Annotated in this window: 26 protein-coding genes; 12 read left to right on the top strand and 14 right to left on the bottom strand. The window is 72.7% G+C overall.

The genetic code is table 11. The annotated features are described in order from the left end of the window. Positions 1-17: 17 nt before the first annotated feature. Complete coding sequence (locus tag K304_RS0114580) at positions 18-395, bottom strand: hypothetical protein (RefSeq protein ID WP_486591667.1); 378 nt, start codon at positions 393-395, stop codon at positions 18-20. A gap of 371 nt (positions 396-766) precedes the next feature. Between K304_RS0114580 and K304_RS0114570 the strand changes: the two genes are divergently transcribed. Continuing rightward, positions 767-2,023 carry an Ig-like domain-containing protein gene (locus K304_RS0114570; RefSeq protein ID WP_027764345.1) on the top strand — a complete coding sequence of 419 codons (1,257 nt, stop codon included), beginning with the start codon at positions 767-769 and terminating at the stop codon, positions 2,021-2,023. An 82-nt stretch (positions 2,024-2,105) separates the two neighbouring features. On the opposite strand, the gene K304_RS0114565 is transcribed toward K304_RS0114570, so the two are convergent. After that, positions 2,106-2,657 (bottom strand): type 1 glutamine amidotransferase domain-containing protein, encoded by a 552-nt coding sequence (locus K304_RS0114565; protein WP_027764344.1) that lies wholly within the window; start codon positions 2,655-2,657, stop codon positions 2,106-2,108. A gap of 232 nt (positions 2,658-2,889) precedes the next feature. Between K304_RS0114565 and K304_RS0114560 the strand changes: the two genes are divergently transcribed. Then, the gene (locus K304_RS0114560; protein WP_027764343.1) at positions 2,890-3,309 is read left to right on the top strand and encodes a hypothetical protein; all 420 of its coding nucleotides are present in this window, start codon (positions 2,890-2,892) and stop codon (positions 3,307-3,309) included. A 163-nt stretch (positions 3,310-3,472) separates the two neighbouring features. Here the strand turns inward: K304_RS0114560 and K304_RS0114555 are convergent, their stop codons facing one another. The 6 genes from K304_RS0114555 to mca all read right to left on the bottom strand — a co-directional run bounded on the left by K304_RS0114555 (position 3,473) and on the right by mca (position 7,236). Continuing rightward, the gene (locus tag K304_RS0114555; RefSeq protein ID WP_027764342.1) at positions 3,473-3,841 is read right to left on the bottom strand and encodes a hypothetical protein; all 369 of its coding nucleotides are present in this window, start codon (positions 3,839-3,841) and stop codon (positions 3,473-3,475) included. A 125-nt stretch (positions 3,842-3,966) separates the two neighbouring features. Next, complete coding sequence (locus K304_RS0114550) at positions 3,967-4,626, bottom strand: GOLPH3/VPS74 family protein (protein ID WP_027764341.1); 660 nt, start codon at positions 4,624-4,626, stop codon at positions 3,967-3,969. Positions 4,627-4,736: 110 nt separating this feature from the next. Continuing rightward, the gene (locus tag K304_RS0114545; RefSeq protein WP_486591666.1) at positions 4,737-5,315 is read right to left on the bottom strand and encodes a DinB family protein; all 579 of its coding nucleotides are present in this window, start codon (positions 5,313-5,315) and stop codon (positions 4,737-4,739) included. Positions 5,316-5,410: 95 nt separating this feature from the next. Then, the gene (msrA, locus tag K304_RS0114540) at positions 5,411-6,076 is read right to left on the bottom strand and encodes a peptide-methionine (S)-S-oxide reductase MsrA (RefSeq protein ID WP_027764339.1); all 666 of its coding nucleotides are present in this window, start codon (positions 6,074-6,076) and stop codon (positions 5,411-5,413) included. 43 nt (positions 6,077-6,119) lie between these two features. Then, positions 6,120-6,359, bottom strand: a complete 240-nt coding sequence (locus K304_RS0114535; protein ID WP_027764338.1) for a hypothetical protein — start codon at positions 6,357-6,359, stop codon at positions 6,120-6,122. 4 nt (positions 6,360-6,363) lie between these two features. Next, positions 6,364-7,236, bottom strand: coding sequence for a mycothiol conjugate amidase Mca (gene mca / locus K304_RS0114530; RefSeq protein ID WP_027764337.1), 873 nt, complete (start codon positions 7,234-7,236; stop codon positions 6,364-6,366). Positions 7,237-7,331: 95 nt separating this feature from the next. Here mca and K304_RS0114525 point away from each other — a divergent pair, with 95 nt between their 5' ends. After that, positions 7,332-7,754 (top strand): DUF4307 domain-containing protein, encoded by a 423-nt coding sequence (locus tag K304_RS0114525; RefSeq protein WP_027764336.1) that lies wholly within the window; start codon positions 7,332-7,334, stop codon positions 7,752-7,754. Positions 7,755-7,951: 197 nt separating this feature from the next. Beyond that, positions 7,952-8,449 (top strand): transcription elongation factor GreA, encoded by a 498-nt coding sequence (greA, locus tag K304_RS0114520; RefSeq protein WP_027764335.1) that lies wholly within the window; start codon positions 7,952-7,954, stop codon positions 8,447-8,449. Positions 8,450-8,527: 78 nt separating this feature from the next. Here the strand turns inward: greA and K304_RS0114515 are convergent, their stop codons facing one another. The 3 genes from K304_RS0114515 to ilvA all read right to left on the bottom strand — a co-directional run bounded on the left by K304_RS0114515 (position 8,528) and on the right by ilvA (position 12,093). After that, positions 8,528-9,391, bottom strand: a complete 864-nt coding sequence (locus tag K304_RS0114515; RefSeq protein WP_037790450.1) for an ABC transporter permease — start codon at positions 9,389-9,391, stop codon at positions 8,528-8,530. After that, complete coding sequence (locus tag K304_RS29085) at positions 9,388-10,422, bottom strand: ATP-binding cassette domain-containing protein (protein ID WP_051308462.1); 1,035 nt, start codon at positions 10,420-10,422, stop codon at positions 9,388-9,390. Before K304_RS29085 ends, K304_RS0114515 begins: the two co-directional genes overlap by 4 nt. Before the next feature lie 330 nt (positions 10,423-10,752). Then, the gene (ilvA, locus tag K304_RS29080) at positions 10,753-12,093 is read right to left on the bottom strand and encodes a threonine ammonia-lyase (protein ID WP_078529103.1); all 1,341 of its coding nucleotides are present in this window, start codon (positions 12,091-12,093) and stop codon (positions 10,753-10,755) included. A gap of 395 nt (positions 12,094-12,488) precedes the next feature. Between ilvA and K304_RS0114500 the strand changes: the two genes are divergently transcribed. The 3 genes from K304_RS0114500 to K304_RS33645 all read left to right on the top strand — a co-directional run bounded on the left by K304_RS0114500 (position 12,489) and on the right by K304_RS33645 (position 13,895). Then, positions 12,489-12,938 carry a MarR family winged helix-turn-helix transcriptional regulator gene (locus K304_RS0114500; protein WP_027764333.1) on the top strand — a complete coding sequence of 150 codons (450 nt, stop codon included), beginning with the start codon at positions 12,489-12,491 and terminating at the stop codon, positions 12,936-12,938. Positions 12,939-13,134: 196 nt separating this feature from the next. Next, positions 13,135-13,650 (top strand): sigma factor-like helix-turn-helix DNA-binding protein, encoded by a 516-nt coding sequence (locus K304_RS32180; protein WP_027764332.1) that lies wholly within the window; start codon positions 13,135-13,137, stop codon positions 13,648-13,650. Then, entirely contained in the window at positions 13,647-13,895 is a 249-nt protein-coding gene (locus K304_RS33645) for a hypothetical protein (protein ID WP_027764331.1), read from the top strand. The genes K304_RS32180 and K304_RS33645 overlap by 4 nt, the downstream gene beginning before the upstream one ends. A 98-nt stretch (positions 13,896-13,993) precedes the next feature. On the opposite strand, the gene K304_RS0114485 is transcribed toward K304_RS33645, so the two are convergent. Continuing rightward, a complete protein-coding gene (locus K304_RS0114485; RefSeq protein WP_027764330.1) occupies positions 13,994-15,145 on the bottom strand; it encodes a cystathionine gamma-synthase in 1,152 nt (383 codons plus the stop codon). Between the two features lie 88 nt (positions 15,146-15,233). On the opposite strand from K304_RS0114485, the gene K304_RS0114480 reads away from it, so the two are divergent. The 3 genes from K304_RS0114480 to K304_RS0114470 are packed head-to-tail and all read left to right on the top strand — an operon-like array spanning position 15,234 to position 18,899. After that, positions 15,234-16,418, top strand: coding sequence for a hypothetical protein (locus K304_RS0114480; RefSeq protein WP_027764329.1), 1,185 nt, complete (start codon positions 15,234-15,236; stop codon positions 16,416-16,418). Between the two features lie 49 nt (positions 16,419-16,467). Further along, complete coding sequence (locus K304_RS34050; RefSeq protein WP_051308461.1) at positions 16,468-16,812, top strand: DUF6193 family natural product biosynthesis protein; 345 nt, start codon at positions 16,468-16,470, stop codon at positions 16,810-16,812. 56 nt (positions 16,813-16,868) lie between these two features. Further along, complete coding sequence (locus K304_RS0114470) at positions 16,869-18,899, top strand: thioredoxin domain-containing protein (RefSeq protein WP_027764328.1); 2,031 nt, start codon at positions 16,869-16,871, stop codon at positions 18,897-18,899. A 51-nt stretch (positions 18,900-18,950) separates the two neighbouring features. Here the strand turns inward: K304_RS0114470 and K304_RS0114465 are convergent, their stop codons facing one another. Together K304_RS0114465 and K304_RS0114460 are read right to left on the bottom strand one after the other, a co-directional pair. Next, positions 18,951-19,706, bottom strand: coding sequence for a VOC family protein (locus tag K304_RS0114465; RefSeq protein ID WP_027764327.1), 756 nt, complete (start codon positions 19,704-19,706; stop codon positions 18,951-18,953). Between the two features lie 202 nt (positions 19,707-19,908). Next, positions 19,909-20,547, bottom strand: coding sequence for an acyl-CoA-like ligand-binding transcription factor (locus tag K304_RS0114460; protein ID WP_027764326.1), 639 nt, complete (start codon positions 20,545-20,547; stop codon positions 19,909-19,911). A gap of 70 nt (positions 20,548-20,617) precedes the next feature. Here K304_RS0114460 and K304_RS0114455 point away from each other — a divergent pair, with 70 nt between their 5' ends. Further along, the gene (locus K304_RS0114455) at positions 20,618-21,829 is read left to right on the top strand and encodes a pyridoxal phosphate-dependent aminotransferase (protein WP_027764325.1); all 1,212 of its coding nucleotides are present in this window, start codon (positions 20,618-20,620) and stop codon (positions 21,827-21,829) included. Positions 21,830-21,938: 109 nt separating this feature from the next. Then, positions 21,939-22,349: an SCO4983 family protein gene (locus K304_RS0114450; protein WP_027764324.1), complete on the top strand. Its 411-nt coding sequence runs from the start codon at positions 21,939-21,941 to the stop codon at positions 22,347-22,349. Positions 22,350-22,386: the final 37 nt, after the last annotated feature.

Here is a 22,386-nt window from a genome sequence, read left to right as displayed (position 1 = left end):
CGGGCGCGCGGGAGCGTTCAGCGGCGGGCGCGGACGGCGCGGGCGCGGGCGGCCAGCAGTCCGCCCGCGCCCGCGAGGCCGACGGCGCCGAGCACGTACGGGGTGGTGTTCGACCCGGAATCCGGGTGCAGTCGGGGACCGGCCACCGCGCCGGGGTCGGCGGCGGCCCGGACCTCTGCGGCGGCGGTACGCATCTCGTCGCCGGCCGGTGGTTCGGGGGAGGCCTGCGCGGACGGCACGAAGCCGAGAGCGAAGAGCAGACCGGCTGCGGCGGCTGCCGTCGCAAGGGGCCGCCGGTGCGCGGACACAGTGGACAAAACGGGCATGAAGCCCCCTCGGTGCATCGCCCTCGCGAGGCGGGGGACGCGGGTGGTGCGGACGGTGCGGCGGCTCATGTTAGTGATCATCATCCTCACGCGGAAGACCCGTTGGCGCGTCGGGGAGGTGTAGCTCCCACGAGGCTGGGCAGGCACCCGGAACGACCCGGGCTGACCTGGGCGGCTGGACAGGGCCGCCTCCGGGGCCGAAGACTCTCCCGGGGCGCGGGTGCGCAAGTCCCGCGCCATGCACGGCAGAGCGAGAGACGTCACAGGACATCACGATCAGGTGTCGTGCCCCACAGTTTCATCCGAGGTGGAACGGATCACAGACAGATGGCGTTTTCTTCCGTAGAGCTGGGAGATGCCTTGCCCGTTTTGCCGGTAAGGCCCCGCAGCTGGTCTGGTCGGGGAGTCCAGGGACTCAGCAAGCAGATGGAGAAGGTGTGATGACGGTGGGGAAGCACCGCAGGGGCATGGCGGCGGCGGCTGCGCTGCTGAGCGGTGTTCTGACGCTGACCGCCTGCGGTGGCGGTGACGCCTCCGGCGAGGAGGACGGCGAGAAGAAGGCCGATTCGCAGAGCAAGGTCGACCAGGCCGCCGCGGAGGACGCCTCGGCGGCGCGAATAGCCATCTCTCCCAAGGACGGCAGCGACGACGCGAGCATCAACAGCGCCGGCAAGGTCACCGTCGCCGACGGCAAGCTCGTCGAGGTGACCCTGACCGCGTCGGCGACCGGCGCGGAGGTGGCCGGCACGCTCTCCGGCGACGGCAAGTCCTGGAAGCCGGACGGCCAGCTGGAGCGGGCCACCCGGTACGAGATCCGAGCGGTCGCCGAGGACTCGGAGGGCCGCGAGGCCCACGAGGCCTCGTCGTTCACGACGGTCTCCCCGGAGAACAGCTTCATCGGCTACTTCACGCCGGACGACGGCACCACGGTCGGCGTCGGCATGCCGGTCTCCGTCAACTTCGACAAGCCGGTCGAGAACAAGGCCGAGGTTCAGAAGGCGATCGACGTCAACAGCTCCAGCGGCCAGGAAGTCGTCGGCCACTGGTTCAGCGACACCCGGATCGACTTCCGTCCCGAGGACTACTGGCAGGCCGGTTCCGAGGTCACCCTCGACCTCGACCTCGACGGCGTGGAGGCGTCCAGCGGCGTGTCCGGCGTCCAGGACAAGACGGTCACCTTCCAGGTCGGCCGCTCGCAGGTCAGCACGGTCGACGTGAAGGCCAAGAAGATGACGGTGATGCGGGACGGCAAGACCGTCAAGACCTTCCCCATCTCCGCGGGCAGCGCCGAGAACCCGACCTGGAACGGCGAGATGGTGATCTCCGAGAAGTTCGAGGAGACCCGGATGAACGGCGCCACCGTCGGCTTCACCGACGACGACGGCGAGGGCGAGTACGACATCAAGGACGTGCCGCACGCCATGCGGCTGTCCACGTCCGGCACCTTCATCCACGGCAACTACTGGGCCGCCGACAGCATCTTCGGCTCCGCCAACACCAGCCACGGCTGCGTCGGCCTCAACGACGTGAAGGGCGCGGACGACCCGGCGCAGGACGGCGCCTGGTTCTTCGAGAACTCGCTCATCGGCGACGTCGTCGTGGTCAAGGGCTCGCCGGACAAGGAGATCGAGCCTTCCAACGGCCTCAACGGATGGAACCTCTCCTGGGCCGACTGGCAGGCCGGCTCCGCGATCTGACCCGCGCCACGGGCCGCAGGCCCGGCACGGCACGCGAAGCGCCCCCGAACACCGCGGTGTTCGGGGGCGCTTCGCGTGCCGGTCACCCGCTCGCGCCGCTCGCCTTCGCGAACTCCTCGAGGAACGCCGCCTCGAACGCCTTCAGGTCGTCCGGCCTCCGGCTGGTCACCAGTGCGTTCGGGCCGTCGGCGCACACCCGCACCTGCTCGTCCACCCACGTCGCCCCGGCGTTCCGCAGGTCCGTCGCCAGGCTGGGGAACGAGGTGAGGGTGCGGCCCCGCACCACGTCGGCCTCGATCAGCGTCCACGCCGCGTGGCAGATCGCCGCGACCGGCTTGCCCGCGCTGAAGAAGCCCTTCACGAAGGCCACCGCGTCGGGGTCCATCCGCAGCAGGTCGGGATTCGCCACACCGCCGGGCAGCACCAGCCCGTCGTAGTCGGCCGCCGTCACGTCGTCGACCTTGCGGTCCACGGGGAAGGTGTCGGCCTTGTCCAGGTGGTGGAAGGCCTGCACGCGGCCGTCCGTCGTGGACACCAGCTCGGGTGTGCCGCCCTCGTCGGTGACCGCCCGCCAGGGGTCGGTCAGTTCCATCTGCTCCGCGCCCGCGGGAGCCACGAGAAATGCCACCTTCACGCTCGTCACGTCCTCTCCGGCACATCGGTGTTCCGGCCGCAGGGGCGCCGGAACCGCTGCGGCGGGCACGGCCCGGGTGTCCGCACCGGAGCGGTTCATGCGGGCCCGGTGACGAGTTGCAGGACCCCGGAGCCCTCCCTAGCGTGAAAACGCAGCCGGTCACCACGTGACTACGGAAAGTGCTGCCTCCCCGGACTCCCGTCCCCGGAGTCCCCGTCCCCTGGAGAAACACATGCTTCACTCCACCATCAGCAAGCTGGCGGTCGTCGTCGCCGGCGGTGCCGTCACCGCGCTCGCCGCCGTCGGCCCCGCGGCCGCCGCCCCGGCCCTCCCCGAGGGCGGCGGCAAGGTCCACAAGGGCTGGACGAAGACCTGGACCTGGGTCCACGAGCGCCCGAGCCACCGTTCGGACAAGATCGACAAGCTGCGGCCGCACACCAAGGTCTACATCAAGTGCAAGGTCCGCAACGAGGGCGAGACCTGGTACAAGCTGGCCAAGCGCCACGGCTGGGTGGACGCGGACAAGGTCAAGACCCACGACTGGATCCCGCGCTGCCGCTACACCGGATGGAACGACATGTCCGAGTCGGGCCCGCTGTCGGACTACCAGTCCGCGCCGGCCGCCGACTTCGGCGGTGAGCCGCTCGGCTGACCGCCGCGCGCCACACCCCGCGCGGGACCCTGACCGCGGGCGGGGAGAGGCGGAGGCCGGGTGCACTCCACCCCAGGCCGCCGTCCCTCCCCGCCCCGCGGCGCGTCCGGACGACGGGTCCGGGCGCGCCGGCGTGGGCGGGCGCCGGAGCCGGTGCGGCTGCTCACAGCTCACGTTCCAGCCGGATCGCCCGGCGCAGGTCCTCCCGGGCCGTGGTCCCCTCGCCCTCGTAGTGCTCGAGCATCGCCTCCGCGATGGCGTCCAGCTTCTGCTGGATCGCGTGCTCCGCGCGCCGCTCGGAGTTCTTCAGCAGCGCGAGGAGCAGCAGGTTCACCGAGGTCAGGGCGTCGCCGGCGAGGATCAGCCAGGGCACCGGCACATGCACGAAGTGGACGGCGACGACGCCGGCGATCATCAGGATGCAGGCGGCGAAGAACAGTGGCGAGCTCGTCACGTTCGACACGCGCTCGGAGAACCGCTCGAAGACTCCGCGTTCGCCGCCGCCGCGTTCGGCCGGATGCTGAAGTGTCATGCTCACCGGGTTCCCCCGGGTCAGGGCGCCGACCCCGCCCGCGCCAGGCCGGGTGACCCGAACGGCGCAGCGGGGCCGCGCGATCCTCGGATCGTGCGGCCCCGCCCGCGCGGTGGCCGTGGCCGTCAGATGCCCGCGGCTCCCGCTCCCGTGCTGCTCACCACGACCGCGATGATGATCGCCTGGGCCTGGTCGATCGCCCGGCGCACCGCAGGCTGCACCCACTGGCCCTTCGCGATCTCCTCCATGCGGGAGTCGACCTTGCGGCGGTCCTCGCCGGGGAAGGCCAGCTTGCCGAGCTTGGCGCCGCGGATCAGCGCCACCAGCGACGCCGTGTGCTCGTCCGGGTCGGCGCCGCGCAGCACCACCGCGCCCAGCCGCGCCCGCAGTTCCTCCTCCGGCGCGCCGTCCGCCTCCGGATAGCGGGTCACGGGGAAGAGGCCGAGTACCTTCTTCTTCTCCTCGCGCACCAGCCCGCGCGCGATCAGCGACTCGGTGGTGCCCTCGCGCACGCACTTCGCCCGTTCCATGGCCTTCTTGACCTTCAGCTCCGGCCCCTTCTCCGCGATCGCGGCCAGTGCCGTGTCGAGGTGCGGCACGCCCAGCGGTGACGCGTCCACGACCTTGGCCCTGTCGTCCTCGACCTCGACCCGTCCGGCGAGGACGAGCTCGACCAGCGCCCCGCCGGCGAGCGCCCAGTGCGTGCCGTCCTTCGCCTTGGCGGCACCGCTGTCGTCGTCGAGGGAGAGGAGCATGACCTCTTCGGGCAGTGTGAGTCGCGTCATGCCACGCCGCCTGCCCGTCCGGTACCCGGGCAAACGCCCGCCGCGCCGGTGCGGGGCGGTTCCTCAGTGGCTGCCGGACGAGGCAACCGCGCCGGGCGTGCGCGCGTCCTCTACTCGCCCACCCTGCCGTCGATCCGTTCCCGCAGCAGGTCCGCGTGGCCGTTGTGGCGGGCGTACTCCTCGATCATGTGCACCAGCACCTCGCGCAGCGAGAGCGGCTGCCCGTCGTGCTCGACGGTGAGGTCCATGCCCGGGGCGTCGGCGGCGAACCTCTCCGCGAATGCGACCTCCCGCCGCCAGACCCGCCACGCCTCCTCGACCGCCGCCGCGTCGCCCACGGCGCCGTCGAAGTCCGCGTCCCGGTCGTCGGGCCGGCGGAACGGCCGCTGCCCCTGCTCGCCGGACAGAACCTTGCGGAACCAGGCGTGTTCGACTCCCGCGAGGTGCCGGACCAGGCCCAGCAGCGACATGTTCGACGGCGGCACCGAACGCCGTGCCATCTGTTCCGCGTCGAGGCCCGCACACTTCACCTCCAGCGTGAGCCGCTGGTCCCGCAGGTAGCCGGTGAGCGTGGCGCGTTCGCCCTCGTACGGGTCCTGCGACCGCGGGTCGTCGTCGGGGTGAACGAACATGTCCTCCCAGGCGAAGGTGCGCGTGGGCGTCTGCTCCGGGTCTGTGGTGTCTGCCATCCCCGGAGCATCCGTCATCGCGGCACGCGGCGCCACGCGATTTCCGCGCCGCGGCCGTGCTTGCGGCGCGCGGTGGCGTGGCTGCGACCGCGAGTTCAGCCGTCGGTGCGGGCGACGCCGACCGGGCAGGAGACGCCCGTGCCGCCGATCCCGCAGTAGCCGCCCGGGTTCTTGTCCAGGTACTGCTGGTGGTAGGCCTCGGCGGGGTGGAACGGCCGGTCGGCGGCGGGGAGCACGGTGGTGGTGATCTCGCCGTGCCCGGCGTCGGCGAGGACCTTCCGGTACGCCTCGCGGGACGCCTCGGCCGTCGCCTGCTGGGCGGGGGAGTGGGTGTAGACGGCGGAGCGGTACTGGGTGCCGACGTCGTTGCCCTGGCGGTTGCCCTGGGTCGGGTCGTGCGCCTCCCAGAAGACCCGCAGCAGCTCCTCGTAGGAGAGCTGCGCCGGGTCGAACACGACCCGGACGACCTCGGCGTGGCCGGTCATGCCGGAGCACACCTCGTCGTAGGTGGGGTTCGGGGTGTGGCCGCCCTGGTAGCCGACCAGGGTGGTCCACACGCCGTCGGTCTGCCAGAACTTCCGTTCCGCGCCCCAGAAGCAGCCGAGACCGAAGTCGGCGACCTCCAGGCCCTCCGGGTAGGGGCCGGCCAGAGGATTGCCCAGCACGGTGTGCCGGTCCGGCACACCGAAGGCGGGCTCGTCGCGGCCGGGCAGTGCCTCCTCGGCGGTGGGCAGCGTGTTCTTGTGTCGGCCGAAGAGCATGGTGTCTCCCTACGGGGGCGGGGCGAAGGGCCGGTGACGGACGTCAGGCGTGCCGCGTGCCGCCGCCCGCCTTCTTCGCGGTGTCGGTCGCGGACTCGGAGGCCGGGGTCTCCTCGAAGTCGACGCGCTTCATGTGCGTGTTCATGGACTTCATCAGCATCCACACCGCCAGGCCGATGACGGCGAAGACGAGGAAGCCGAGGACGCCGGGGCTCACCTTGCTCTCGTCCAGCTCCTTCGCGAGCGGCAGGAGCTGGGCGAGGCTGGTCTGTGTCGCGCTCATGGGGTCAATTCTCCCGGATGCCGGAGAAGAGGTCGTCCTCGGGGAGGGAGGTGTCCACGAGCGACTTCGCGAGCTCGTACTCCTCCGTCGGCCAGACCTCCCGCTGGATCTCCAGCGGGACGCGGAACCAGCCGCCGTCGGGGTCGATCTGGGTGGCGTGCGCGATGAGGGCCTTGTCGCGGATCTCGAAGAAGTCCCCGCAGGGCACGAACGTGGTCAGTTCGCGCTCCTTGCGCTGGAACTCCTTGAACCGCTCCAGCCACTCGCCGTACGGCGACTCCAGGCCGCGCGCCAGCAGCGCCTCGTGCAGCGCGCGGGTGCGCTGCGGGTTGAAGCCCTGGTTGTAGTAGATCTTCTGCGGCTGCCAGGCCGGGCCGGCATCCGGAAACCGCGTGGCGTCGCCGGCGGCCTCGAAGGCGGCCATGGAGACCTTGTGGGTCATGATGTGGTCGGGGTGCGGGTAGCCGCCGTTCTCGTCGTACGTGGTCATCACGTGCGGACGGAAGGAGCGGATCAGCCGTACCAGCGGCTCGGCCGCCGTCTCGACGTCCTGGAGGGCGAAGCAGCCGTCGGGCAGCGGCGGCAGCGGGTCGCCCTCGGGGAGGCCGGAGTCGACGAAGCCGAGCCACGCCTGCTCGACGCCCAGGATCTCGCGGGCCTCGTCCATCTCCTTGCGGCGCACCTCGTGGATGTTCGCCTCGATGTAGGCGTCGCCCTGGAGCTTGGGGTTGAGGATGGAGCCGCGTTCACCGCCCGTGCAGGTCGCGACCAGCACGTCCACCCCCTCGGACACGTACTTCGCCATGGTCGCGGCGCCCTTGCTCGACTCGTCGTCGGGGTGCGCGTGCACGGCCATCAGTCGGAGCTGCTCAGTCAAGGCTCGATCCTCGTTGTCTCGTCACGTCAGACGGCTTCTATAGTGACCGAACGAGACCCCCGCCGTATTCCCGCCCCACCCGAGTAGGACCTGCCATGGCCGACACCCGTGCCCGCCCGCCCGAGGGCCGCTACGGCCGCTCCGGCGCGGCCGCCGGCGGCCGCGACTCCGAAAGGGGCCTGCGCACGGTCGGCGCCGTGCTGGGGGTGGCGCTGCTCGCTCTGGTCGGCTGGTTCGGCTGGTCCTACGTCGCCGGCTCGGAGGTGAGCGGCTCGGTCATCACCTTCCGCAAGGTCTCGGACGAGTCGGTCGAGGCGCGGCTGGAGATCCACAAGGACGCCGGTGTGACGGGGGTGTGCACCCTTCGTGTGCTGGGTACCGAAGGCGGTGTGGTCGGAAGGAAGGACGTGCGCGTCTCGGGCGGCGCCGAACGTGTCGACCCGGTGGTGACCGTGCGGACCACGGGCCCGGCGGCCCGTATGCAGCTCGTCGGCTGTCACGCGGCGGCGGACGGCTGAGCGGCCCCGGGCGGACGGTCACGCGGTCCCGCGGCGTGCCGGGAGACCGACGTCACGCGAACGGAGGGACACCGTCCGTCCACACTTCTTCCCTTTTCCGCCGGAATTGTTAGGCTCGTTGTTTCCGCCCGCCCGTCTCGGCGCAGCCTTACGGGCAGGGCGTTGTTTTGTGTACCCGGTACCGACGAGGAGCGACCGTGACCCAGACCAGCGACAACGTCACCTGGCTGACCCAGGAGGCGTACAGCCAGCTCAAGGCGGAGCTGGAGTACCTGTCGGGTCCTGCACGCACGGAGATCGCCAAGAAGATCGAGGCGGCGCGTGAGGAGGGAGACCTCCGCGAGAACGGCGGCTACCACGCGGCCAAGGAGGAGCAGGGCAAGCAGGAGCTGCGCGTGCGGCAGCTGACGCAGCTGCTCGAGACGGCCAAGGTGGGCGAGGCTCCTGCGGACACCGGCGTGGTCGCCCCCGGCATGGTGGTGACGATCGCTTTCGACGGCGACGAGGACGACACGCTGACGTTCCTGCTCGCCTCCCGCGAGTACGCCAGCGCCGACGTGGAGACGTACTCCCCGCAGTCCCCGCTGGGGAACGGCGTCAACGGCAAGAAGGTCGGCGAGGACGCCGAGTACGAGCTGCCGAACGGCAAGATGGCATCGGTGCGCATCCTGGAGGCCAAGCCCTACCAGGGCTGAGTGCCGCCACCACGGACACGGTGAAGGGCCCGGACGCCGCGCGCGGCGTCCGGGCCCTTCATGCGTACCGCGGCCCGGTCAGCCGGAGGCGGACTTGTACTTCCGCACCGCCAGCGTCCGGAACACCGCGATGATCAGCACCGACCAGATGAGCGAGGCCCACGCCGGGTGCTGCATCGGCCAGGCGTCCGGCACCGGATAGCCGGGCGCGACGTTGCCGAACAGCTCGCGGGCCGCCTGCACGGTGGCGCTGAACGGATTCCACTCGGCGATGTGCTGGAGCACGGTCGGCATGTTCTGCGACGGCACGAACGCGATGGAGATGAACGTCAGCGGGAACAGCCAGATCAGGCCGCCGGAGGTGGCGGCCTCGGGAGTGCGCACGCTGAGGCCGATCAGGGCCCCGATCCAGGTGAACGCATAGCCCAGCAGGAGCAGCAGGCCGAAGCCGGCGAGCACCTTCAGGGCGTTCTCGTGCGTGCGCCAGCCGACGATGAGGGCGACCAGTGCCAGCACCACCAGGGTGAGGGCGGTCTGCACCAGGTCGGCGAGCGTGCGCCCGGTGAGGACGGCGCCGCGGGCCATCGGAAGCGACCGGAAGCGGTCGATCAGGCCCTTGTGCATGTCCTCGGCGATGCCCGCGCCGGCGCCCGCCGTGGCGAACGTGACGGTCTGGGCGAAGATGCCCGCCATCAGGAACTCGCGGTAGGCGCCGGGGTCCAGACCGGCCCCGGGCACGTTGATCGACCCGCCGAAGACGTAGGAGAAGAGCACCACGAACATCACGGGCTGGATCAGTCCGAAGATGACCATCTCCGGGATGCGCTTCATGCGGATCAGGTTGCGCTTGGCGACGATCAGCGAGTCGGTCACCGACTGGCTCAGGCCGCCCTTGGCCACCGGCGCCGGCTGCGCCGCGACCTTGCTCTCGGTGACGCTCACCGGGATGCCTCCTTCGTGGTCCCGGCCTGGCCGGTGGTGGTCGTGTCGTCGGTGGCCGCGGCGTCGGAGCCCGGCCGGCCGTTCTCGCGCTCCTCGGCGGCGTGGCCGGTGAGGGAGATGAAGACGTCGTCGAGGGTCGGGCGGCGCAGGCCGATGTCGTCGATCTCCACGCCGCGGGTGTCGAGTTCGCGGATGACCTCGGCGAGCAGCTTCGCACCGCCGGTCACCGGCACGGTGAGCTTGCGGGTGTGCTCCTCGATGACCGTGTCCCCCTTGCCGAGGCCGCGCAGCACGGTGTCGGCGGTGGGCAGGTCGTCGCGGTCGTGCACGACGACCTCGACGCGTTCGCCTCCGGTCCTGGCCTTGAGCTGGTCGGACGTGCCGCGGGCGATGACCTTGCCGTGGTCGACCACGGCGATGTCGTGCGCCAGGCGGTCGGCCTCCTCCAGGTACTGGGTGGTGAGGAGGAGCGTGGTGCCGCCGGCGACCAGCTCCTCGATGACCTCCCAGAGCTGCTGGCGGTTCCGCGGGTCGAGGCCGGTGGTCGGCTCGTCCATGAACATCACGGGCGGGCTGACGACGAGCGCCGCGGCGAGGTCGAGCCGGCGGCGCATGCCGCCGGAGTAGGTCTTGGCGGTGCGGTCGGCGGCGTCGGCGAGGTTGAACCGCTCCAGCAGCTCGCCCGCCCGCCGCTTCGCGTCGCGGGCGGACATCTGGTAGAGCTGCCCGACCATCTGGAGGTTCTCCCGGCCGGTCAGGTACTCGTCGACGGCGGCGAACTGGCCGGACAGGCCGATGTTGCGGCGGACTTCGGTGGGACGGCTGAGCACGTCGATCCCTGCGACGACGGCTCTGCCGCTGTCCGGTCGCAGCAGGGTGGTCAGGACGCGGACGGCGGTGGTCTTGCCGGCGCCGTTCGGGCCGAGCAGACCGAGCACGGTCCCCTCGGGCACGTCGAGGTCGACGCCGTCCAGAGCCTTTACGTCACCGAAGGTCTTGACGAGACCTTCGGCGTGAATGGCGCCTGGCATGTGGCACTCCTGGTGAAGGGTCGGAGGACTTCGGAAAGGTGCGGGCCGCGGGGGCGCGGCGTGGGTGCGCGGTTCCGGCCGGAGGCCGGTCCGGGAGTCGGCGCGGGGTGCGGGTGGGCAGGGGTGCCGGGCGGTGCGGCGGCGGACGACCACTCTCCCCCCATGCGATATATCGCGTCAACCGGAATACGAGACAGTCGCGAGTGCCGTACGCCGGTGGGTCCGACGGGGGCGGTGGGCGCGAGGTGCCGACGGAGGCGCCGTCGTCGGGCGGGGCCGCCGCTTCCGCGTCGCGGCGGACGGGCGGTGGACAGGCGGCGTCCGCGGACGTCAGCTCACGACCGTGTAGCCCGCCGCGCGCAGGGTCGCCGACAGCTCGATGCAGTGCTCGGGTCCCTTGGTCTCCAGATGCAGCTCCACCTCCACCTCGTCGAGCCCGAGCCGCGGTTCGGTCCGGACATGACTCACGTCGAGGACGTTAGCGTCGGCCACTGACAACTCCCCCAGGAGCGCCGCCAGCGCGCCCGGCCGGTCCGACAGCCGAAGCCGCAGCGACAGGTAGCGCCCGGCGGCCGCCATGCCGTGCCGCAGCGTCCGCTGCAGCACCAGCGGATCCACGTTCCCCCCGGAGAGCACCGCGACGAGCGGGCCCTCGAAGGCGCCCGGGTCGGACATCACCGCCGCCACGGAACTCGCCCCCGCAGGCTCCACGACCAGCTTCGCCCGCTCCAGGCAGAGCAGCAGTGCGCTGGACAACGCGTCCTCGGAAACCGTACGGACCTCGTCCACGAGAGCGCCAACGATTTCGAATGGCACGTCTCCCGGCCGCCCCACCTTGATGCCGTCCGCCATGGTCGACATCGCGTCCAGCGCCAGCGGCCGGCCCGCCGCCAGCGACGGCGGATAGGCCGCCGCCCCCTCCGCCTGCACCCCGACGATCCGCACGTCCGGACGGAAGCGCTTCACCGCCACTGCGATCCCGGCCGCCAGCCCGCCGCCGCCGACGCCCACCACGATGGTGCGCACCTCCGGGCACTGCTCCAGGATCTCCAGCCCCAGCGTCCCCTGCCCGGCCACCACGTCCGGGTGGTCGAACGGATGGATCAGCACGCCGCCGGTCTCCGCGGCGTACTCCTCGGCGGCCCGCAGGGACTCGTCCACCACCTGCCCCTGCAGGACCACCTGCGCCCCGTAGTCCCGCGTCGCCGCCACCTTCGGCAGCGGCGCCCCGACCGGCATGAACACCGTCGAGCGGACGCCGAGCAGCGCCGCCGCCAGCGCCACGCCCTGCGCGTGGTTCCCGGCACTCGCCGCCACCACCCCGCGGGCCCGGTCCTCCGGGGACAGGCCCGCTATCCGCACGTACGCCCCCCGCAGCTTGAACGACCCGGTGCGCTGGAGGTTCTCGCACTTGAGGTGCACCGGCGAGCCGACCAGTCCGGTCAGGTAACGGCTCCCCTCCAGGGCGGTCGTACGGGCCACGCCCTCGAGGGTCTTCTGCGCGGCCCGGACGTCGTCGACGGTGACGGCGAAGGCGGACGGGACGGCCTCGTCGAGCGGAGTGGAGGGAGCGGAGGGGGTCGTGGGGGCGGCGGTTTCTTCCGGGCTGGCGGAGTACGCGGCGCCCGCACCGGGGGTCCCGGTGCGGGGCTCGTCGGGGCGGGCGGCCATGCGGTCAGTCTGGCACCAGCCGCGCAGTCCGGCCCCTCCGGCGCTGAACCGTTTCGTCTCCCCGTCCCCCCGGTCCGCCACGCGCACAGGGCCCGAACCCCCGCTCCCAGAAGGCCAACCGCCGCCGTCGCAGCGGTACGCCACCGGGGCCGTTGCGCGTACTGTGGTCCACACACTCTCCCCGCCGTCCACCCCCTGCATCCACCGAAGAAGCGAGCATCCCGGCCATGCCCACGCACCCGGAACTGACGACCGAGAACCCCGACACCCCCGAGGCGTCCGGCCGCGCATCCGCGCCCGCCGCCGAACCCGCCGCCGACGGCCTCCTGCCGCCCGACGGCTCCGCGGCGGACGGCGACGCCGCGGCATACGGCGGCGACAGCGCGGACGACGCCATGGCATGCGTCTTCGACGCCATGCAGCACCAGGTGGCCGTTTTCGCGCGCCGCGCAGAGCAGACCCGGCTCGGGGGTGTGGGGCAGGCCCGCAACTCCATGGACCGTGCCGCCTACCTGCTGCTCCACCGCCTGGACCGGGAGGGCCCGATGGGAGTCAAGGCCCTCGCCGCCGGCATGGGCATCGACTCCTCCACCGTGACCCGGCAGGTCGCCCCGCTCGTCGACTCCGGCCTGGTCAAACGCACCTCCCACCCCGAGGACGGCCGCGCCGTCGTCCTCCAGCTCTCGCCGCGCGGCTCCACCCGGCTGGAACAGGTCCGGTCCTCCCGTCGCGCCCTCATGGAACGGCTGACCGACGGCTGGAGCGAGAGCGAACGCGCCACCTTCTGCTCGCTCCTCACCCGCTTCAACACCGCCCTCTCGACCGCCGGGCTCCTGCCCCGGTAGCCGGCGGCACCCGAGACACCTCCCGCACCCCCGAGGGCGCTCGCGCGCCCCGGGGGAAACGGGACGGCTCCCGCCGCGGCGGCCCCGCCCCCGCACCCGGCCGCCTCACGCGAATCCGTGTGATCCCGGCCCGACCGTCCTCTTGATTCGATCACCGTTCCTGCATTCCCATGAAGAGAACGGGAGGCGAACATCGGTGGAGACGCGTCAGGTGTCGCAGGAACGTCGCCGCGCCCAGGAATTCGAAGCGTTCGTCGCGGGAGCCGGCGGGCGGCTACTGCATGCCGCCACGCTGCTCACGGCCGAGCCGGCGGAGGAGTCCCCGCTCGCCGAGGACCTCCTGGTCGGCGCCCTCGCCCGCACCTACGCCGGCTGGGAACGGCTGCGCGGCGACGACCCGTACGACCACGCGCGGCTGGAGCTCGCCCGCCGCTTCGCCCACAACGCCTGGCGCTACCGCAGGCCCCGAGGCGGCCTCCTCGGCAGCCTCGCCCCCCAGGAGCGGCTCATCCTGGTGCTGCGGCTGTACGAAGGGGTCGCCGAGGAACAGGTGGCCGCCGCGCTCGCGCTGCCCGTCGAACGGGTCCGCACGCTCTGCACGCGCGCGACCACGACCCTGCGGTCCCGCCCCCCGGACGTACACGGGGGCACTTCGCGCGGGAACCCGCCGGCCGCCCAGTCCGGCCCGGCACGGGAGAAGGTGGCACCGTGAGCCCGTTCGACCGCAAGGAGAGCGAGGTCCGGCGCATGCTGGACGCCGCCCACACCCCCGTCCCCGCCGACCTGGCCGCCCGGGCGAGCGCCCGCGGCGCCCGCCTCCTGCGCCGCCGCCACGGCCTGCACGTGACGCTGTGGACGCTGGCCGCCGTCGCGGCCGTGCTCTTCGCCGCCTGGGCGGCGACCACCCAGCCCTGGGCCGTGCCGCACACCCAGCCGCCACCCGTCTTCACCTGGTGACACGCCGACGCCGGGCGCCCCCTGCATAGGGGACGCCCGGCGTCGGCGTGTCCGGTGACGCGACGGTCAGGCGGCGTACCGGTCAGGCGGCGTACGGGTCAGGACAGCGCCTGCGACAGGTCCGCCACCAGGTCGTCCGCCGACTCGATGCCCACCGACAGCCGCACCAGGTCCGCCGGCACCTCCAGCGCCGATCCCGCCACCGAGGCGTGCGTCATCCGGCCCGGGTGCTCGATCAGCGACTCCACACCGCCCAGCGACTCGCCCAGCGTGAACAGCTTCGCCCGGTCGCACACGCGCACCGCGGCCTCCTCGCCGCCCCGCACCCGGAACGACACCATGCCGCCGAAGCCGCGCATCTGCTTCGCCGCCACCTCGTGACCCGCGTGCGACGGCAGACCCGGGTAGTACACCTCCGTCACCGCGGCGTGCCCGGTCAGCAGGTCCACGATCCGCGCCGCGTTCGCGCCGTGCCGGTCCATCCGCACCGCGAGCGTCTTGATGCCGCGCATCACCAGCCAGGCGTCGAACGGGCCGGCCACCGCGCCCATCGCGTTCTGGTGGAAGGCCAGCTCCTCGCCCAGCGCGTCGTCGTTCACCACCAGCGCACCGCCGACCACGTCCGAGTGGCCGCCCATGTACTTGGTGGTCGAATGCACCACCACGTCCGCACCGAGCGCCAGCGGCTGCTGCAGGTACGGGCTGGCGAAGGTGTTGTCCACCACCAGCTTCGCGCCGGCGGTACGGGCCACGTCGGCCAGCGCCGCGATGTCGCTGATGCCCAGCAGCGGGTTCGACGGGGTCTCCACCCAGATCACCTTGGTGTGTTCGGTGACCGCCGCACGCACCGCCGCCGCGTCGGAGGTGTCCGCCACCGACCACTTCACGCCCCAGGCCTCCACGACCTTCGCGAACAGCCGGAACGTGCCGCCGTACGCGTCGTTCGGGATCACCACGTGGTCGCCGGGGCGGAGCAGGGCGCGCAGCAGGCAGTCCTCCGCCGCCAGGCCCGACGCGAACGCCAGGCCGCGCCGGCCGCCCTCCAACGCGGCCAGGTTCTCCTCCAGCGCGGTACGCGTCGGGTTCGCCGAGCGGCTGTACTCGTAGCCGCCGCGCAGGCCGCCCACGCCGTCCTGTTTGTACGTGGACACCTGGTAGATGGGCGGCACGACCGCACCGGTCGCGGGGTCCGCCGCCTGCCCGGCATGGATGGCCAGGGTCTCGAAGCTCTGAGGGTTCCGGTCGTTCATGGGGCCCACGGTAGCGGGCCGTACCGTGGAGGCAGACACGCTCGACCGAACCCCGGTCGAATCCCTCCACCCGCCGGAGAACGCCGTCATGGAAGCGCTGTTCCTGCTGATCGTCCTCGCCGCCCTGTTCGGCGTGCTCGTGGTGCCCGCGATGCGGCGTCGCCGGCTCGCCCGCGAGGCCGCCGGCGGGCACCTCACCGCGATCTCGCCCGAGGCCGCGTACGGCTTCGCGGCCCCCACGGAGCTGGACGTACGGCTGCCCGGCCCCGACCCGCAGCTCGTGGACGCCCTCGACGAGGCCCGCACCCGGCAGGACTGGGAACAGATCGCCCGGCTCTTCGCCCTCACCGGCGACGAGTGGGAGCTGCGCTGGCAGCGCGTGCAGTCCGCCGCCGGCGCCGCCGCCAAGGAACTCGCCGAGGCCCGCACCGCCTCGCCGGCGCCGGAACCGGACGCCGCGCCCACGGCCGACGCCGTCTCCTTCCGCAAGGACCCGGCGCCGGCCGCCGCCGTCCCGGACGCGAGCTGGCTGCGTCAGTGGCGCGCCGAACGGCCCCAGGACCCCTCCGCCGCCCAGGTCTACGCCCAGTTCCTGGTCTGGCAGGGCCTCGCCGAGCCGCCCGGCACCGACTCCCACCGCATCATCCTGGAGGAGGCCCGCACCGTCTGCCGCGAGGCCGCCGCCCTCGCCGACGCCGACCCGACCCCGTACCTCACCGAACTGGTCGTCGCCCGCGCCCTCGGCGACCGCACCGCCGACTTCGAGGCGCTGTGGTCCGAGGTCACCCGCCGCGCCCCCCACCACATGGGCGCCCACCTCGCCGCCCTCCAGTACTGGGCCGAGAGCGGCCGCGGCTCCAAGCAGCAGGCCGACGCCTTCGCACAGACCGCCGCCGCGCACGCCCCCGAGGGCACCCTGCTCCCGGCCCTCCCGCTCTTCGCCCTCTACGAGCACCTTCCCGAGGTCAACGTCGTCCGCGGCCTCTACCAGAGCGCCGATGTCGAACGGGCCATCGAGGCCGCGGAGTTCGCCGTCGACCAGGTCGAGGACGACCACCCGGTCCGCCCGCACGTCCTGCACCTGCTGGTCTGCCTCCTGGTCCGCGCCGAGCGCTACGAGGAAGCGTTGGAGGCGCTGCGGGTCGTCGACGGCTACGTCGGCGCCCTCCCCTGGGCCGCCGCCCCCGACCCCGTCGCCGCCTACGTCGCCTACCGCGCCCTCGCCGTCGCCGGCCACCACTCCTCCGCGGACCCCCGCGCCCCCCGCCTCTGACGCCGGCCGCCGTCGCCCGCCCCGAGAACCGCGCCGGGTTGACGGCCGCGTGCGGGCAGAGCGGTGGGAAGAGGCGTACGCGGACCCTCTCCTGCGCCGGCTCTCCCCGTGGACCGGAATGGGGGAGCTGCACTTCAGCCGCTGCACCGAGCCCCGGTGGACCTGGGACATCCCCTGCATCCGGCCCGCGGCCGGGGGCACCTACTGGGTCTGCGGACCCCTCCGGACCGAGACCGTCGGCCCGGCCGTCACAGCACGCGAAGCGATCGCCATGGTGCTCGGGCGCCTTCCCGAAGGCTGCGGCCCCGCCTTCCCGGGCACGCCCCAGGACCTCACGCCTCACGAAGCCAGGATGCGGGAGCGGCAGGCGGATGAGGTCCGCCGGCCGGGCTGAGGTCACCGGGCCCCGGGGTTGTGCGGGCGTCGTGGTGAGTGCGGCACGATGGCGGTATGGCCAATCGACTCGCCGCTGAGACGTCCCCCTATCTCCTCCAGCACGCGGACAACCCCGTCGACTGGTGGCCCTGGTCCGACGAGGCGTTCGAGGAGGCGGCGCGGCGCGACGTGCCGGTTCTGCTGTCGGTCGGATACAGCTCGTGCCACTGGTGTCATGTGATGGCGCACGAGTCCTTCGAGGACGACGAGACGGCCGCGTACCTGAACGAGCACTTCGTGTCCGTGAAGGTGGACCGCGAGGAGCGGCCCGACGTGGACGCCGTGTACATGGAGGCCGTGCAGGCCGCCACCGGGCAGGGCGGCTGGCCGATGACGGTCTTCCTCACGCCGGAGGCGGAGCCGTTCTACTTCGGCACGTACTTCCCCCCGCAGCCCCGGCACGGCATGCCGTCGTTCCGGCAGGTGCTGGACGGCGTGGCCACCGCGTGGGCTGAGCGGCGCGGCGAGGTCGCCGACGTGGCGAAGCGGATCACCGGCGAACTGGCCGGGCGGACGCTGAAGTACGACGGCCCGCAGCCGCCCGGCGAGGAGGAGATGGGCGCCGCGCTGCTGGGGCTCACCCGCGAGTTCGACGAGAAGCGCGGCGGGTTCGGCGGGGCGCCGAAGTTCCCGCCGTCCATGGCGTTGGAGTTCCTGCTGCGCCACCACGCGCGCACCGGTTCGGACGGTGCGCTGCAGATGGTGGAGGCCACCTGCGAGGCGATGGCGCGCGGCGGGATCTACGACCAGCTCGGCGGCGGCTTCGCCCGCTACTCCGTGGACGCGGAGTGGGTCGTGCCGCACTTCGAGAAGATGCTGTACGACAACGCGCTGCTGTGCCGGGTGTACGCGCACCTGTGGCGGGCGACCGGCAGCGAACTGGCGCGGCGGGTCGCGCTGGAGACGGCGGACTTCATGGTGCGGGAACTCCGCACCGAGGAGGGCGGGTTCGCGTCCGCGCTGGACGCCGACAGCGACGACGGGTCCGGTGCCCACAAGGAGGGCGCGTTCTTCGTGTGGACGCCCGCGCAGCTCGCCGAGGTGCTGGGCGGGGACGACGCGGCGTTCGCGGCGGCCCGTTACGCGGTGACGGAGGGCGGCACCTTCGAGGAGGGCGCGTCGGTGCTGCAACTGCCCGCGGAGGCCGAGGACGCGGGGGAGGCGGAGCGGCTGGCGTCCGTGCGGGAGCGGTTGTTCGCCGCGCGGGAGGGGCGGCCGCGTCCCGGGCGGGACGACAAGGTCGTCGCGGCGTGGAACGGTCTGGCGGTCGCGGCGCTCGCCGAGACCGGCGCGTACTTCGACCGCCCCGACCTGGTGGAGGCGGCGAGCGCGGCGGCGGACCTGCTGCTCGCGGTGCACACCGACGACCGGGGCCGGCTGGTGCGCACGTCGCGGGACGGCGTGGCCGGGCCGAGCGCGGGTGTGCTGGAGGACTACGCGGACGTCGCCGAGGGCTTGATGGCGCTGTACGCGGTGACGGGCGAGACGCCGTGGCTGGAGGTGTCCGGCACGCTGCTGGAGGCGGTGCTGCGGCACTTCACCGCCGAGGACGGCACGCTGTTCGACACCGCGGACGACGCGGAGCGGCTGATCCGGCGCCCGCAGGACCCGACGGACGGCGCGACGCCGTCCGGCTGGACCGCCGCGGCGGCGGCGCTGCTGTCGTACGCGGCCTACACCGGCGAGAGCCGCTACCGGGCGGCGGCGGAACGGGCGCTGGGGGTCGTACGGGCGCTGGGGCCGCGCGCGGCGCGGTTCATCGGCTGGGGGCTGGCGGCCGGGGAGGCGCTGCTGGACGGGCCGCGGGAGGTCGCGGTCGTCGGTGAGGCGGACGACCCGGTGCGGTCCGGGCTGCACCGGGTGGCGCTGCTGGGGACGGCGCCCGGCGCGGTGGTCGCGGTGGGCGAGCCGGGCGCGGCGCAGCCGCTGCTGGCGGACCGGCCGCTGGTCGGGGGCCGTGCGGCGGCGTACGTGTGCCGCGGTTTCGTCTGTGCGGCGCCCACGACGGACCGCGACACGCTCGCCGAGGCGCTGCGCACCGGGTGAAGGGCGCCCCGACGCCCCGCGCCGCGCGCGAGGCGCCGCGCGAGGAGTGCGCTACCGGGGTGTCAGGACGCAGAACTCGGTGCCGTCGGGGTCGGCGAGGAGGACGCGTTCGGGGGCGCCCCGCTCCGGGTCGTTCTCTGCGACGTCGAGCCGGGTGGCGCCGAGGGCGAGGAGGCGGTCGACCTCCGCCTGCTGGTCGCCGCCGGCGGGCGGGGCGAGGTCGAAGTGCAGCCGGTTCCTGCCGGACTGGGGCGCCACGGGTGGGCCGCCCCAGGTGATCTTCGGGCCGCCGTGCGGCGAGCGGATCGCGGTCTCCTCGTTCTGGTCCCAGACCAGGGGCCAGCCGAGCGCCTCGCTCCAGAAGTAGCCGACCTGCTGGGAACCGTCGCAGGCGAGCGCTCCGACGAAGCCGCATTCGGCGAGGAAGCGGTTGCCCGGCTCCAGGACGCAGAACTCGTTGCCCTCGGGGTCGGCGAGCACCACGTGGCCCTCTTCGGGGCGCTGTCCGACGTCGATGTGCCGGCCGCCGAGTTCGAGGGCTCTGGCGACCGTCTCCTGCTGCTGCTCCGGGGAGGTGCTCGTCAGGTCGAAGTGCATCCGGTTCGGGCCCGTCTTCGGCTCCTGCGAGGGGAGGAGGCGGATCCGGAAGCCGGTGTCGTCGCCGTCGCCCGGCAGGAGGGTGATGCCGTCGCGGGGGTCGTCGGGGGCGTCGGCCGCCGGTTTCCAGCCCAGGACGCCGGCCCAGAAGTGTGCCAGGACGCGGGGGTCGTGGGCGTCGATGCCGAGCGCGAACAGCTGCGAGGACATGGCGTTCCGCTTCTCCGGTCCGCCGGCCTGCGGCCGCGTACCGGGTGGTGGCAGGGCGCGGCCTCCCCGGCCCCGGAGGAGGCACACGGTAGGCAGACGGTGTCCGGGCCGCAACGGGATTTCGGGGCCGGGCGGAGTCCTGGTGCGGGCGTCCTGCTGTGTGGCTGGGGGCGGAGTCTCGGAGGGCGCTGCGGGCGGAGTCTCAGAGGGTGAGGCCGCGTTCGAGGACGTCGAGGGCGCGGCCGACCGGTTCCCAGAGGTCGCCGTGCATGCCGCGCTCGGCCCACAGCACCATCGCCTCCGTGAGCGCGCCGAGCATCGCGCCGGTGACGACGCGGAGTTCGAGGTCGTCCTCGGGGCGGCCGGTGCGTTCGGAGAGCACGCGGGTGAGCAGGCGGCTGGTCTCCGCGTTGTGCTCGAACATCCGGGCCCGGATGGTGGGCACGTCGCGGATGAGCCGGAGTCGCTGGTGGGCCTCGGCCAGGTCTTCCTCGTAGGACTGCGCGAGCACCTCGGACAGCGCCTCGCGCAGGGCCCGGACGGGCGGCTCGGCGGCCGGGCGCCGGCGGAGCGCCTCTTCGACGAGCGGGTCGTACTCGTCGGTGAGGACGATGTCCTCCTTGGTGGGGAAGTAGCGGAAGACGGTGCTGGGGGAGACCTCCGCGGCCTCGGCGATGCGGTCGACGGGGGTGGCGTCGTAGCCGTGTTCGGCGAAGAGCCGGTAGGCGGCGGCGCGGATCGTCTTGCGGGTGCGGATCTTCTTGCGCTCCCGCAGGCCGGGCCGTCGTCCGGCGGGTGGGACGGGGGCGTCGTCGGGAAGTGCGGAGGTCATGGCCTCCATTGTCACCCGGTCGGTCCGCCGTGACCGAAAACACCAGGCGCCTCCAGGGGGTCGCCCGTATGGTTTCGGTATGCAGGTGATCCAGTCGACCAAGCTCGCCAACGTCTGCTACGAGATCCGTGGCCCGGTGCTCGAGGAGGCCATGCGGCTCGAGGCGGCGGGTCATCGCATCCTCAAGCTCAACACCGGGAACCCGGCGGCGTTCGGTTTCGAGTGCCCGCCGGAGATCCTCGAGGACATGGTGCGCAACGTGGGCGACGCGCACGGCTACGGCGACGCGAAGGGGCTGCTCACGGCCCGCCGCGCGGTGATGCAGCACTACCAGACCAAGGGCATCGAGCTGTCGGTAGAGGACGTGTACCTGGGCAACGGCGTCTCCGAGCTGATCCAGATGTCGATGCAGGCGCTGCTGGACGACGGCGACGAGGTGCTGGTCCCGGCTCCGGACTACCCGCTGTGGACGGCGGCGGTGTCGCTGTCCGGCGGCACGGCCGTGCACTACCGCTGCGACGAGCAGGCCGACTGGATGCCCGATCTGGCGGACGTGGAGCGGAAGATCACCGACCGCACCAAGGCGCTGGTGATCATCAACCCGAACAACCCCACGGGCGCGGTGTACGACGAGGAGATGCTGCGCGGGCTGACCGAGATCGCCCGCCGGCACGGGCTGATCGTGTGCAGCGACGAGATCTACGACCGCATCCTGTACGACGGCGCGACGCACACGCCGACGGCCGTGGTGGCGCCCGACCTGCTGACGCTCACCTTCAACGGGCTGTCCAAGAACTACCGGGTGGCGGGCTTCCGTTCCGGCTGGCTGGCGGTGTGCGGGCCGAAGCACCACGCGCAGTCCTACATCGAGGGCCTGACGATCCTGGCCAACATGCGGCTGTGCGCCAACATGCCGGCGCAGCACGCGGTGGCGACGGCGCTGGGCGGGCGGCAGTCCATCGAGGAGCTGGTGCTGCCGGGCGGCCGGATCCTGGAGCAGCGCGATGTGGCGTACGACCTGCTGACGCAGATTCCGGGCGTGACGTGCGTGAAGCCGAAGGGTGCGCTGTACCTGTTCCCGCGGCTCGACCCGAAGGTCTTCAAGGTCAAGGACGACCGGCAGATGGTGCTGGACCTGCTGCGGGCCGAGCAGATCATGGTGGTGCACGGCACGGGCTTCAACTGGCCGGAGCCGGACCACTTCCGCATCGTGACGTTGCCCCCGGCGCAGGAGCTGGCGGACGCGGTGACCCGTATCGGTACGTTCCTGGACGGTTACGGACAGCCATGACCGGTGGGGTCCGGCGGGCCTTCCCGTGTGCACATTCCGCGAAGAGGGTCAACTTTGGACTTTGTCCAAGGTAGGATGGCTGCCTCAGTACGTCGCCAGGGAGCCCTCCATGTACGAACCGATCCGCAACAAGTCGGTCCACTCCATGGCCGAGCCGGACGGGCCGCACCGGTCCCGTACGGAGGAGCTGGACATCCGGCTGGCCGGTCATCTCACCGCGCTGCTCACCGTGACCGACGAGCTGCGGGCGCTCGCGCCGGGGCCGGCCCTCGACGACGCGGCCGAGCGTCTCGCGGAGACCGCGGCCCGGCTGCGGGGCGGCCGGGTGCCGCTCCGGGCGGCGCCGACGGCACGTGACGAGGGCGAGGCTCACCTCACCGCCCTGCGGCAGCGGGCACACAATCTCGCCGGCATGGCGCTGGTCATCGCCACCTCGCGGGACGACCTGGCCGCCGCGGAACTCGCCGCCGCGTGCCTGGAGCAGCACGCCGAGGCCCTCGGCCTCGCGGAGACCGCCTGACGGTGTGAGCCGGAACGGCAGGTGTAGCCCGGTGAGA

This window comes from Streptomyces sp. CNS606, assembly GCF_000426325.1.
This window is presented reverse-complemented; position numbering and strand designations above follow the sequence as displayed.